At 57.1% G+C, this 12208-nt stretch carries 16 protein-coding genes; 12 read left to right on the top strand and 4 right to left on the bottom strand.

Going from position 1 to position 12208, the window contains the following annotated elements; genetic code table 11:
• Positions 1 to 168: 168 nt before the first annotated feature.
• The 9 genes from ACCW71_RS03135 to ACCW71_RS03175 all read left to right on the top strand — a co-directional run bounded on the left by ACCW71_RS03135 (position 169) and on the right by ACCW71_RS03175 (position 6520).
• Positions 169 to 1149 carry a 6-phosphofructokinase gene (locus ACCW71_RS03135; RefSeq protein WP_436369568.1) on the top strand — a complete coding sequence of 327 codons (981 nt, stop codon included), beginning with the start codon at positions 169 to 171 and terminating at the stop codon, positions 1147 to 1149.
• A gap of 11 nt (positions 1150 to 1160) precedes the next feature.
• Complete coding sequence (locus ACCW71_RS03140; protein WP_436369570.1) at positions 1161 to 1475, top strand: PTS sugar transporter subunit IIB; 315 nt, start codon at positions 1161 to 1163, stop codon at positions 1473 to 1475.
• Positions 1468 to 2835, top strand: coding sequence for a PTS sugar transporter subunit IIC (locus tag ACCW71_RS03145; protein WP_436369571.1), 1368 nt, complete (start codon positions 1468 to 1470; stop codon positions 2833 to 2835). Before ACCW71_RS03140 ends, ACCW71_RS03145 begins: the two co-directional genes overlap by 8 nt.
• On the top strand, positions 2822 to 3664 hold the full coding sequence (locus ACCW71_RS03150; protein WP_436369573.1) for a class II fructose-bisphosphate aldolase: 843 nt from the start codon (positions 2822 to 2824) through the stop codon (positions 3662 to 3664). The genes ACCW71_RS03145 and ACCW71_RS03150 overlap by 14 nt, the downstream gene beginning before the upstream one ends.
• 97 nt (positions 3665 to 3761) lie before the next feature.
• Positions 3762 to 4031 carry a hypothetical protein gene (locus ACCW71_RS03155; RefSeq protein ID WP_436369574.1) on the top strand — a complete coding sequence of 90 codons (270 nt, stop codon included), beginning with the start codon at positions 3762 to 3764 and terminating at the stop codon, positions 4029 to 4031.
• A 9-nt stretch (positions 4032 to 4040) separates the two neighbouring features.
• Entirely contained in the window at positions 4041 to 4478 is a 438-nt protein-coding gene (locus ACCW71_RS03160) for a PTS sugar transporter subunit IIA (RefSeq protein WP_436369575.1), read from the top strand.
• Positions 4475 to 5098 (top strand): AAA family ATPase, encoded by a 624-nt coding sequence (locus tag ACCW71_RS03165; RefSeq protein WP_436369576.1) that lies wholly within the window; start codon positions 4475 to 4477, stop codon positions 5096 to 5098. Before ACCW71_RS03160 ends, ACCW71_RS03165 begins: the two co-directional genes overlap by 4 nt.
• Complete coding sequence (locus ACCW71_RS03170; RefSeq protein WP_436369577.1) at positions 5067 to 5495, top strand: thiol-disulfide oxidoreductase DCC family protein; 429 nt, start codon at positions 5067 to 5069, stop codon at positions 5493 to 5495. The genes ACCW71_RS03165 and ACCW71_RS03170 overlap by 32 nt, the downstream gene beginning before the upstream one ends.
• A gap of 125 nt (positions 5496 to 5620) precedes the next feature.
• Entirely contained in the window at positions 5621 to 6520 is a 900-nt protein-coding gene (locus ACCW71_RS03175) for a LysR family transcriptional regulator (RefSeq protein ID WP_436369579.1), read from the top strand.
• Here the strand turns inward: ACCW71_RS03175 and ACCW71_RS03180 are convergent.
• Entirely contained in the window at positions 6495 to 7304 is an 810-nt protein-coding gene (locus ACCW71_RS03180; RefSeq protein ID WP_436369580.1) for a substrate-binding domain-containing protein, read from the bottom strand. The two genes, ACCW71_RS03175 and ACCW71_RS03180, sit on opposite strands and share 26 nt — an antisense overlap.
• Positions 7305 to 7314: 10 nt before the next feature.
• The gene (locus tag ACCW71_RS03185; protein WP_436369582.1) at positions 7315 to 8619 is read right to left on the bottom strand and encodes an MFS transporter; all 1305 of its coding nucleotides are present in this window, start codon (positions 8617 to 8619) and stop codon (positions 7315 to 7317) included.
• Between the two features lie 299 nt (positions 8620 to 8918).
• Here ACCW71_RS03185 and ACCW71_RS03190 point away from each other — a divergent pair, with 299 nt between their 5' ends.
• Positions 8919 to 9044 carry a hypothetical protein gene (locus tag ACCW71_RS03190; protein WP_436369583.1) on the top strand — a complete coding sequence of 42 codons (126 nt, stop codon included), beginning with the start codon at positions 8919 to 8921 and terminating at the stop codon, positions 9042 to 9044.
• A 171-nt stretch (positions 9045 to 9215) separates the two neighbouring features.
• Here the strand turns inward: ACCW71_RS03190 and ACCW71_RS03195 are convergent, their stop codons facing one another.
• Positions 9216 to 9461, bottom strand: coding sequence for a hypothetical protein (locus ACCW71_RS03195; protein WP_436369584.1), 246 nt, complete (start codon positions 9459 to 9461; stop codon positions 9216 to 9218).
• Between the two features lie 274 nt (positions 9462 to 9735).
• A complete protein-coding gene (locus tag ACCW71_RS03200; RefSeq protein WP_436369585.1) occupies positions 9736 to 10056 on the bottom strand; it encodes a cupin domain-containing protein in 321 nt (106 codons plus the stop codon).
• 139 nt (positions 10057 to 10195) lie between these two features.
• Here ACCW71_RS03200 and ACCW71_RS03205 point away from each other — a divergent pair, with 139 nt between their 5' ends.
• Both ACCW71_RS03205 and ACCW71_RS03210 read left to right on the top strand, forming a co-directional pair.
• Positions 10196 to 10834 carry an RpiB/LacA/LacB family sugar-phosphate isomerase gene (locus tag ACCW71_RS03205; RefSeq protein WP_436369586.1) on the top strand — a complete coding sequence of 213 codons (639 nt, stop codon included), beginning with the start codon at positions 10196 to 10198 and terminating at the stop codon, positions 10832 to 10834.
• 247 nt (positions 10835 to 11081) lie between these two features.
• Positions 11082 to 12197 carry an ABC transporter substrate-binding protein gene (locus tag ACCW71_RS03210; protein ID WP_436369587.1) on the top strand — a complete coding sequence of 372 codons (1116 nt, stop codon included), beginning with the start codon at positions 11082 to 11084 and terminating at the stop codon, positions 12195 to 12197.
• Positions 12198 to 12208 lie beyond the last annotated feature (11 nt).

Consider the following 12208-nt stretch of genomic DNA (forward strand, 5'->3'; position numbering starts at 1 on the left):
CCGATAAACAGGAAATGTGATATTTATCACAAATAAAGGGGTCTAAAAGCCGCTGTCAACCATCCGTGCCGGGAAATACCGCGCGTAACTGTGATCTCACCTGCAAATAACAACCCCGCTTACCGGAACAATGGCCCTCAGCGGTAATCAGCCAGTGAGGTGAGCGTAATGCGAATTGGAATGGTGATCAGCGGTGGGGATGTCACCGGCATTAATAATTTTGTCTTTCAGATTGGGCGGCTGGCTCAGGCGGAGATGGTGATATTTGACGGCGGTATTCCGGGTCTGCTGGCCAATCATCATCGTGAGATTAGCCAGCGCGATCTGCTCGACTTTTCCATCGCCTCCATTCCGGTAATGCAGTCGGGAAGGACGGAGAAGAAACTGCTACGCAGCGAATATGAAATGATTGCGCGTCAGCTGAAAAGCGCCCGGATTGAGGTATTAATTCTGGCGGGCGGTGACGGATCGCTGCAATTTCTGCACACCCTGTCGGAGTTCGGCGTCAACTGTTTCGGCGTCGGCATGACCATCGATAATGATGTGTTTGGCAGTGATTATACGCTGGGTTTCTCCACCGCCTGTGAGCAGGTTTTAAAAGAGGTGGCGAAACTGCGGAATACCGGACGCGCCTTAACCGGTCGGGTATTTATGCTGGAGTTACTGGGCGGCTATTGCGGCGAATTAACCCTGCAATCAGCGATTAAATCCAACGCCGATTTCGCCCTGATCCCGGAGTGCCAGATCCCGCTGGCAGAGCTGGCACAACGCGTCACCCAACGGCTGGCAGAGCAGAACAGCGTGGTGATCCTCTGCTCGGAAGGCTACACCCGGGAATATTCACCCGGTTTTCAGGGCGCCATCGACACCTTAATCAAACAGTTAGAGCCACTGATTGGCGTGCGGGTCCGTAAAACCATTCTCGGTTACGGACTGCGCAATGGCGACCCCACCTGCGAAGAGATCTATCAGGGCACCATTATGGCCAGTGAAGTGGTGCGGTGTATTCAGTCAGGTATGCGGAATAAAGCGGTCATTATTAATGGCAGCAATAAACCGATTCCGATTGATTTAATAAGCATGCAAAAACGCCTGGTCGATACCGACGGGCACCATTACAAACTCGCTAAACAACTCCATATATTGTGAGGAAGAAAACCATGCTGAAAATATTATGTGTCTGCGGTTGCGGCTTAGGCTCCAGTTTTGCGATTGAGATGAGCGCAAAAGCGGTATTAAAAAAGCTGGAGATTGAGGCGGATATTGATCACACCACCATTTCAGAAGCGAACGCCTTTAAGTCCGACATGATTCTGACGCAGAAAGCCTTTGCCGATGTGTTAAATGCCGACGCCACGCCAGAGCAGATTAAGCGGGTGATTATTCTGAACCGCCTGACCGATAAAGCGGAAATAGAGCAGAAGATCCTGGCCTTTTTAAAAGAACACAACCTGAAGGTTGCTGCCCATGAATAGTGTGATCGACTTCTTGGTAAAAGATCTGCTGGGGCAGGCGTCTATTCTGATCGCCTTTATTGCCCTGATTGGTCTGCTGCTGCAAAAAAAATCGGCGGGCAAGGTGGTGGAAGGCACCTTCAAAACCCTGCTGGGCTTTTTAATTATGATGGCGGGTATCAATATTATCGTTGGTACGCTGACCTTCCTGAACACCATTTTTACCCAGGGTTTCGGGATGCGCGGCTATATCACCGATGTCGCCGCCATCGCCGGGCTGGCGAACCGTGAGCTGGGGTCGGAAGTGGCGCTGACGCTGCTGGTGATCTTTATCGTCAATATCATCATCGCCCGACTGACGCCGTTTAAGTACATCTTCCTCACCGGTCAGGCGCTGCTCTGGATGGCGACCATTGGCGCGGTCATCGGCTACAAGGCCGGGCTGACCGGACTGCCGCTGATCCTGACCGGCGGCATCTTCGGCGGCATTATGGCGGTGGTGATGCCCGCGCTGGCGCAGCCGGTGGTGCGACGTATCACCGACTCCGACGATGTTGCGCTGGGTCACTTCTGCACCATTGGTTATCTGGTGACGGCGGCGGTGGCGAAGGTGGTGGGGAAAGGATCGCGCTCGACCGAAGATCTGAAACTGCCCGATAACTTCAAGTTCCTCCAGGATACCTATCTGTCGATGGCGCTGGTGATGGTGCCGATGTACCTGATCCCCGCGCTGGCAGCCGGTCCGGCATTCATCGCCCAGTACAGCAACGGCATGAACTACCTGATGTACGCCTTTATGCAGTCGATTCAGTTTGTCGCCGGGGTGTTTGTGCTCTACAGCGGCGTCCGCCTGCTGCTCAACGAACTGGTGCCGGCGTTCCGTGGTATCGCGATGCGTGTCGTGCCGGATGCCAGACCGGCTCTGGATTGCCCGGTGATGTTTCCCTACGCCCCGAACGCGGTGATCGTCGGCTTCCTCGCCACCACGCTTGGCTCCATCGTCGGCATGCTCGTCTTCCCGATGTTCGGTCTGGCGATGATCCTGCCTGGCCTGCTGACCAACTTCTTTGCCGGTGGCACCGCCGGGGTGTTTGGTAATGCGATGGGCGGACGACGCGGCGCGATGATCGGCGGCTTCGTTCACGGACTCTTTATTACCTTGCTGCCCGCCATCCTGGTGCCGATGCTGGAGAGCTACGGTTTCACCGGCGTCACCTTCAGCGACTCTGACGTCATCAGTACCGGTCTGGTGCTGGGCCATGCCTTCCAGAATAACTGGCTGTTCGTCGCTCTGTTTATTGCTTTTGTTACCGCGCTTGCCTGGTTTGTTAACGGCAAATCCACTAAGCCTCAAGAGGAAAAAATTCATGAAACTTTATAACTTCGCCGATCTGTTAACGCTGGCTAAACAGCGCGACTTTAAAGCGGTAGGCTCCTTTAATCTTCACTGCCTGGAGATGCTGCCCGCCTATTTTAAAGCGGCGGAGAAAACCAATAGCCCATTAATGATCCAGATATCCACCGGTACGGCGAAATATCTCGGCCATAAACTTTTAGTGGATGCGATTAAGTCGCTGTCAGAAAGTTCAGGGGTGCCGACCTGTCTGCATCTCGATCACTGTTCCGATTTAGCCGCGATTCAGACCGCGATTGATGCCGGTTTCAGTTCGGTGATGTATGACGGTTCCCATCTGCCGATTGAGGAGAATATCGCTAATACCCGCCGGGTGATCGATATGGCGCGGCCGCATCAGGTTTCGGTCGAAGCGGAGCTGGGCGCGATTGGCGGTTCGGAAGATGGCAAGTGTGTCGAAATGGAGGCGATTGCCTTTACGCCGGTGGAAGACGCGCGCCGCTTTGTAGAGGAGACCGGCGTCGATATGCTGGCGATCTCGATTGGCACCGTGCATGGCCTCTATACCGGCAAAGCGCATATTCAGCATCAGCGGCTGGCGGAGATCACCGCGGCGACCCATACTCCGCTGGTACTGCACGGCGGCACTGGGGTCAGCGATGAGGATATGCGGCTGGCGGTGAGCAGCGGCATTGAGAAGGTGAATGTCGGCACCGAAATGAACGTGCAGTGGGTGGCGCAGTGTAAATCGACCTTTGAAAAAGGCAAGGTCAATGACAGCGTGCGTAATTTCCTGGTACCCGCCAACGATGCCGTGACTAACGTGCTGGTGGAGAAGATGCAGTTATTTCGTTAATTACCCGTCGGATATTCCGCGGGATCTGAGTTTCAAAGAATCGCTATTCTGTTTACTAACCTGAGGTGCCCTGGCGCCATTCGGGAGAGGAGAGCCTATGTTTGGATTCCTGAAAAAGTCTCCGGCGGGAGAGCAGCCCGATGCAGAGCAGCAGGATCAGCTGGCTGAATTAAGCCGCGAGAAAATAACACAACTGGAACAGCAGCTGGCTATTAACCCGCGCGATGGCGAAACGCAAAAACAATTAATGCTGGAATATAACCGGGCATTGAGTTTATTTGCCAAAAGCCGTCGCTACCGCAATGACATTGATGCGCTGTTTGTCAAAATCGATGAATTACGCAATGTGGTGCGCCAGTCGATTTAAGGAGAGCTGATGACGATTAAACAGTTATTACAAGAGGCAAACGCGATTCAGATTGGAATTGACGCCACGGACTGGCGTCAGGTGATTGCGCTGGCCGCCGAGCCGCTGGTGAGCGGCGGCTATCTTCACGCTTCTTATCCCGACGCGGTGATCGCCAATACGCTGACGCATGGCGCTTACTATGTGTTTGAAGAGGGCATCGCTATTCCTCATGCCCGGCCGGAAGCCGGGGTGATCCGCGACTGTTTCAGCCTGATCCTGCTCACCGAGCCGATCTCTTTTGAGGGGAGTGATAAAGCGGACATTGTGATTATGTTTGGCGCGCGTGACAGCAATGCGCATATCGAAGAGGGGATCCGGGCGATTGTGTCGCTGCTGGAAGATGAGGCGACGCTGGTCCGGTTACGGCAGGCCAGCAGCGTGGCGGAGGTTATCGATATATTATGACGCTGAAAACGCCCCCTAAACGTGTCGTGCTGGTCAACGGCATCCCGGCTTCGGGAAAAAGTACCCTGACGCGCGCGCTGTCACAGCACTTTGGCTGGCCGGTGCTGACCCTCGACAGCCTGAAAGAGCCCTTTATGAGCTGCTTTGCGCCGGTCGATCGCCAGCGCAACCGGCAACTGGGCTGTGCGGCGTACCAGGCGATCTGGAATATCGTCGCGCAGGCCCCGGCGACCCCGGTCTGGCTGATCGACGCCTGGTTTGGTTTTCAGCCCCGCGCGCTGCTGGAGCAGGGACTGAAGCAGGCGGGTGTGGAGCAGGTGCTGGAGCTGTGGCTGGAGATTGCGCCGGAAATGGCGGTGGCGCGCTATCAGGCGCGGCTGTCGCAGCGGCTGCCGGGCCATCCCGGTGCGGAGTACCTGCCCGAACTGCGACAACTGGCGCAGCAGGCCGCACCGATGGCGCTGGGGCCGGTGCTGAAGGTGGACGCCGGGGATCAGGACGTCGCCGCCGTGATCGCCTGGCTGCAACAGCAACTCAGCAGAACCCGCTACACTTCACCTCATCATCAGCCAAATGAGGTGTTACCGGATGTCGTCACCCCCTTATCTGCAAACCGGTGAGAGCGCCGTGCTCTATGACGGCGTCTGTAAGCTGTGCAACGGCTGGGTCCATTTTCTGCTGCGTCATCAGCTGGCGCGGCAGGTCCGCTTTGCCTCGGTGCAGAGCGAGCAGGGCAAGGCGCTGCTGCGCTGGGCTGGGCTACCGCAAGAGAATATCAGCACCATCGTCTATATCGCTGACAACCAGCACTGGCTGCGGGCGCAGGCGGTGTTCCGCGTGATGCAGCACTTACCGGCTCCGTGGCGCGGACTGGCCGTGCTGCGCCACTTTCCTGATGCGCTGAGTAACTTTGCCTATGACCGCATCGCTCTGAACCGCTATAAACTGTTTGGCCGCTACGACACTCAGCACGCTATCACCCCCGACTATCCCGGCCGGTTTCTGCATTCGCTGTGAAGGGATACCTCAGCGGGGGAAGAGACGCCACATCATGCTATTCTCCAGGGAATGAAAAGCACCTGAAGGTCTGGCCGCTTACTTACCCCTGACAGGCGGGCGGTCAGCCACGGATAGAGGGATTTATGCCGGTTAATCTCGATCTCAACGATCTCTATGCGTTTCGCGCGCTGGTAGAGTTTGGCAATTTCCGCCTCGCGGCGGAGTCGATCTGCCTCTCTCAGTCGGCCCTGAGCCGCCGGATAGATAAGCTGGAAACCACGCTGGGCATCCGGCTGTTTGAGCGCACCACCCGTCGCGTCACCCTGACGCTGAAAGGCCATGCGTTTGCGCAGCGCGCCGAAAAACTGCTGGCTGATTTTGAAGAGGTGATGGCCGATCTGAGCGAGGTGAGTTTAACCCGTACCGGCCTGATCACCGTGGCGTGCGTGCCTTCTGCCGCCTACTATTTTATGCCGGAGATGATCCGGCAGTTTCAGGCCCGCTATCCGCGGGTGCGGGTCAAGCTGATCGACAGCAGCGCGGCGGACGTCTATGACGCGGTGATCGGCGGTCAGGCAGACTTCGGCATCAGCTTCTCCAGCCGTTCCCAGCCCGATGTCCATTTTCTGCCGCTGCTGGAGGACCCCTATGTCGCCGCCTGCCGGCGCGATCATCCGCTAGCCGGCAAGAAGAGCCTGAGCTGGCGGGAGTTTTATCACGCTGAGTGGATCGGGCTGGATAAAACCTCCGGCAATCGCAACCTGCTGGATCAGGCGTTGCAGGCGATCGTGCCGGAGAAGCCCTCTGTCTGTGAGACCCGGCATGTGACCACGATGCTGGGGATGGTTGAGGCGGGACTCGGCATTGCTGCCGTCCCCGCGATGTCGATGCCCGGCTACGATCACGCCCTGTTAACCGCGGTGCCGTTAACCGAGCCCGAAGTGAAACGGACCCTGGGGTTGCTGCGTAAAAGTGGCCGGACGCTGTCGCACATCGCGGGTGAGCTGGAGAATCTGATTATTGAACAGTATCAGCGACTTTAACCGGTTTTGACGTTTTCACCCTGTGCAGCCCGCTGGCGTGCACCGCCTGCTGTGCCTCGGGCGAGGCGAGCCAGCGCAGCAGCTTCGCCGCCTCATCCGGCTGCGCTGACTTGCGCACTACGGCACCGGCGAAACGGGTGGTGTATTGCAACTGCTCCGGCAGTTCGCCAATAAAGGTGACGCCCGCCACCGGCAGCAGCTCGCTGACCTGCTGAAAGCCGATGGCGTACTTGCCCGCGGCGACCTCGGAGGCGACCGGAATACGCTCAACTTTAACCGCCTTCGCTTTGACCTGCTCTTCAATCCCCAGTCGTCTGAATAGCTGGCTGCTGACATAGTTGCCGCTGGCGCTGTCGGAGTAGGCGATGGAACGGGCGTTGAGCAGGGCGCTGCGCAACTCATTTTCGCTGCCGATCTTAACCGGCGCGCTGCCCTGTTTAATCACCGCGCCGATGCGGGAGTCAGCGAGTTCCACCCGTGAGCCTGGCAGTGTCTCTCCCTGCTTTTCCAGATTGCTCAGGGCATCCCCGACCATAATCACCACATCGGCCGGTTCACCGCGCGCCAGCCGCGCCGGGATCGCCTGCGGCGTTTTGCCCATCGACGGGCCAGCGACCGAGTGGAGGGTGATCCCTTCGCGCTGAGCAAAGCGGGGCGACAGGCTATCCCACGCCGCCTTAAACCCGCCGGAGATCATCACCGTCAGTTCTTTAGCCTGTGCGGTGGCGTTGCCCGCCACGCTGAACAGCAGGGCAGCGTAGAGCGACATCGTTTTCAGTTTCATCTTCAGTTCCTCAGCTAACGGTTCCATGAGCAGGCGATACGCTATTGCGGGTGCGGCGATAGAGATAATGTGTCGCGCCCATGGCGCAGAGTGCGGCAAAGCTCATCCAGTAGCCGGGTGACGCTTTATCGCCGGTCAGCTCAATCAGACCGGTCGACATCACCGGGGTAAAACCGCCAAACAGCGCGGTCGCCAGGCTGTAGGCCAGCGAGAATCCCGCCACCCGCACTTCTGCCGGCATGATTTCGGTCAGGGCCGGGATCATCGCGCCGTTATAGAGGCCGTAGATCATCGAGAGCCACAGCAGCACGCCCAGCATCATTGAGAAGCCAGGGGCGGCCGCCAGCAGGCTCAGCGCAGGATAGCTGGTAGCCAGCGCCAGCAGCGTCATGGCGATCAGGATCGGCCTGCGGCCAAAGCGGTCGGAGAGCGCGCCGCCAATCGGCAGCCAGATAAAGTTTGAGACCGCCACCAGCAACGTCACCAGCAGGCTGTCAGAGGCGCTGAGCATCAGCACCTTTTTGCCAAAGGTCGGGGCGTAGACGGTAATCAGGTAGAAGGCGGTGGTGGTCATCGCCACCATCAGCATGCCCGCGATCACTACCTGCCAGTTGGCGAGCAGAATGCGGAACACCTGTTTTACCTCAGGATGGGTACGACGGTTGTGAAACTCCTGCGTCTCTTCCAGTTTGCGGCGCAGCAGAAAGATAAACGGCACGATCAGACAGCCTAACAGGAACGGAATGCGCCAGCCCCACTCGCGGATGGCGCTTTCTGCCAGCACCGCGTTGAGGATAAAGCCGAGTGCCGCCGCCACCATAATCGCCACCTGCTGACTGCCCGACTGCCAGCTGGTGTAGAAACCTTTGCGGCCCGGCGTGGCGATCTCCGCCAGGTAGACCGATACGCCGCCCAGCTCCGCACCGGCGGAGAAGCCCTGGAGCAGGCGACCCAGCAGCACCAGCAGCGGTGCCCACAGGCCAATGCTCTGGTAAGAGGGGATCAGCACGATCAGGAAAGTACCCATCGCCATAATCGAGAGGGTGACGATCAAGCCTTTACGGCGGCCCACCTTATCGATGTAAGCCCCCAGCACCACCGCGCCGAGTGGGCGCATCAGAAAGCCGGCGCCAAACACCGCAAAGGTCATCATCAGGGAGGCGAACTCGCTGCTGGCCGGGAAGAAGGTGTGGGCGATATAGGTGGCGTAAAAACCGAACAGGAAGAAATCGAACTGTTCGAGAAAGTTGCCTGAGGTCACTCGGAAGATTGCGCCCGTCCGGGCGCGGGTGGTCATGGGTGAGGTCGTCTGCATCTGTCGCTCCGTAAGGTATGACGCTTTTTGCCGCGCCTGTGGCAGCAGAGTGGATCAGCGCCCGGCGCTAAATAAGTGCAAAAACGGCATTGATTGATGTCTGCCTTGCATGATTGCCAGGCGTTATCAAAGGAATTGAATATTTTTCAGCGGGTTAGCAAAAGCGACAGCTTCGGCTCCTCGCTGGCTGTGGCGGGAAAGAGTTTGCAGAAATGTGACAGAATTCATAACCCTGTAACAGGCAGATCCACGTCTGGCAGCGGATAAGCGTTCTCTCTGACTCTATGCAGGAGCAGGGCATGTTTAGCGGATTGCGTACGTTTCCGTTAACCCATTTGCCACCGGAAAACCGGATAAGGCTGCATTTTGTGGCGTCTGCTCACCGGCAGATCGCCGGGGTGCTGGTCGCGCTTGAGCTGAGTTAATGATCAGAGGCTGGATAACCCGCCGGGTGTGACAGCATCCGCTGCCGGTCAGTTCCGGGCGTTCAGAGGGCGTTACCTTAGCTGAGCTGTTCACGGGCGCATGGCGCGCCTGAACAGAGGAGTCTGGCTTGCGGGGAGGAGTGCGGGTAAGAAAACGCGGCTGACTGGCCGTTACCGCTGGGGTTTCGCCATCAGTAACATCAGCAGCTCACGGCAGCAGGCCTCTTCTTCGACGCTGTCGGCCGACGCCAGATGGCGCAGCAGCTCCATGCAGCTCTTCTCTTTACCTGCCTCCATCAGCTCTTCCACCAGAAAATTGAGTTTGTCCTGCTCTGAGACGGAAAAAGATGAACTGAACTCATTTTTAACCGGCGCGTTGTGACCCACGGGCAGTGTGAGGGTGTTTTGCATTGGCATATTTTTATCCTGTTCTGGGTTAAAAAACGAACGCTGTTGCTATTAAACTTATACAACGATCCGAATTTTGTACAGAAAAGGGGGCGATTCATTTTTCACCGCAGGCTAAGCGTAGCGCGGCCTGAGACTAAATCCCGGTTAATCATTCGGTTAGCGGAAGCCGGTTTTTTTCGTAAACCTGCGATGTTATCTGGCAAACCGGGCGTTAAAAAAAAGAGGGGGAGCACCCGGCTTAAAGCGTCAGCGGCCCGGCGGGCCGCACACAAAACAGGGCTTACAAAAAATCTTCGCGTTGCGGCGTGAAGGTATCCAGCAGCACACCCGCCTCCAGACAGACGCAGCCGTGCACCACATCAGGCGCCTTATAGAGCGTATCGCCTGCGCCCACCTCCCGGGTTTCGCCATCAATGGTGAAAGCAAACCGCCCGCTCAGCACATAGGTCAGCTGTTCATGGCGATGATGATGCAGCGGGCCGACAGCGCCCTCTGCAAAGGTCACTTCAACCGCCATCATGCTGCCACCACAGGCCAGCACACGTCGGCTTACGCCGTTTCCCAACTCTTCCAGTGGTCGTTCTTTATGATAGATAAACATGGTCATCCTCTTGCGATGGGCGTGGCTGTGGTGGCTGTTTTGTGACCCCACTCACAGCGGACAGGTGAATTAGTCCATGCACTTTAGTGGTTTTTCATTAAAATGAAACGGTGTTTCAATTAATTGCTAAGGGTAGATCATGAAAATCGCATTAATGATGGAAAACAGCCAGGCGGCTAAAAACGCTATCGTGTTGAAAGAACTGGAAGGCGTGGCACAGCCGCTGGGTCATCAGGTCTTTAACACCGGCATGAGCGATGAGCAGGATCACCATCTGACCTATATCCACCTGGGTATTCAGGCCAGCATTCTGCTTAACAGCCAGGCGGTGGATTTCGTGGTTGCGGGCTGCGGCACCGGGCAGGGTGCGCTGATGTCGCTGAACATCCATCCTGGCGTCAACTGCGGTTACTGTATCGATCCCGCCGATGCCTACCTGTTTGCACAAATCAATAACGGTAACGCGCTGGCTCTGCCGTTCGCGAAAGGCTTCGGCTGGGGGGCGGAACTCAACCTGCGCTTTATTTTTGAGAAAGCCTTTACCGGTGAGAAAGGCATGGGCTATCCGCCAGAGCGCAGAGAGCCACAGGTGCGCAACGCCGGTCTGTTGAATGAAGTGAAGGCGGCGGTGATCAAAGAGAACTATCTCGACACGCTGCGCGCTATCGATCCAGAACTGGTGCGCACCGCCGTCAGCGGCCCGCGTTTCCAGCAGTGCCTGTCTGAGCAGGGTAAAGATCAGGAGATCGTCGCTTTTGTCCGTCAGCTGACGCAGTAAGCTGCGACAACGGGCAGGATGAGGCCGGGATTGCCCGGCCTTTTTTATGCGCCTTTTTCTCTGCGTCACCTGTCAGCTCGCCATCATTCCGGCGGTGGCCCCTCCTTTCCGGCATCCTGATGCGACTTCTGTGCTGATTTCCCGATGAAAATATCCTTTGCGATGACTTCCCCTGACCGCTGTTTTAAGTAATAGTAACGCCGCTTTACATTAATAATTCTCATTATCATTTGTGTGGGTTCTTACAATGAAAAAATGGTTTTTAGCGCTGGGGCTGCTTACGCTGGCTACGACGGCTTCGGCCAGAACGATCACTGATGTGGCGGGGCGTCAGGTCGAGGTGCCGCAGGAAGCAAAACGGATCATTCTGGGTGAAGGCCGTCAGATCTATCTGCTGGCCGCCTTTGACACCGACGCGCCGTTTAAGCGGGTGATTGGCTGGCGTGACGATTTGCCCAAAGCGGACTGGGATGGCTATCAGGCCTATGAAAAGCGCTATCCGCAGATTAAAAAGCTGCCGACCTTTGGCGGCGCGAAAGATGGCACCTTTAACATCGAACAGGCGTTAACCCTGAAGCCCGATCTGGTGCTGATGAACCTGGAGTCGAAAGCGGCCACGGATGAGGGCAAGCTGACCGAGAAGTTGCAGGCCGTGGGCGTGCCGGTGGTGTTTATCGACTTCCGCGAAGCGCCGTTTGTGAACGCGGAGAAAAGTATCCGCATCATGGGCGAGCTGGTGAACAAACCGGAACGTGCTCAGGAAATTATCCGCTTCCGCCAGCAGCAGATCGAGCGTGTCACCTCGCGTCTGAAGAACTTTACCGGCTATCGGCCCACCGTGATGATTGACCGCGCTGGTGGCTACAGCGACGAATGTTGTATGTCATTTGGTAATGAGAACTTTGGTCAGATGGTGGAAGTGGCGGGCGGGCGCAATATCGCCAAAGATCTGATCCCTGGCACCTTCGGCACGCTGAACCCGGAGCAGATTATCGCCAGCCGTCCCGATGTGGTGGTGGTCACCGGGGCCAACTGGAAAAATTACAACACCGCAGGTAAGTGGGTCGGCGTCGGTCCGGGTGCCAATACCACCGAGGCCCAGGCGCGTCTGAAAACCCTGATGATGCGTGACGCCTTTAAAACCCTGCCGGTGGCGCACAATGGTCAGGCGCACGCCATCTGGCATCAGTTTTACGACAGCCCTTACCAGTTTGTGGCGATCCAGGCGCTGGCGAAGTGGCTGCATCCCGATCTCTTCGCCGATCTCGATCCCGATGCGACCTTCCGGGAGTTCCACGAGAAGTTCCTGCCGCTGCCTTACCAGCCAGGTTACTGGGTAACACTGCCCGCCGATAAGTTCTGATCGCTGCGCGA

Source organism: Pantoea sp. C2G6 (assembly GCF_051336815.1).
Classification (GTDB): domain Bacteria; phylum Pseudomonadota; class Gammaproteobacteria; order Enterobacterales; family Enterobacteriaceae; genus Pantoea.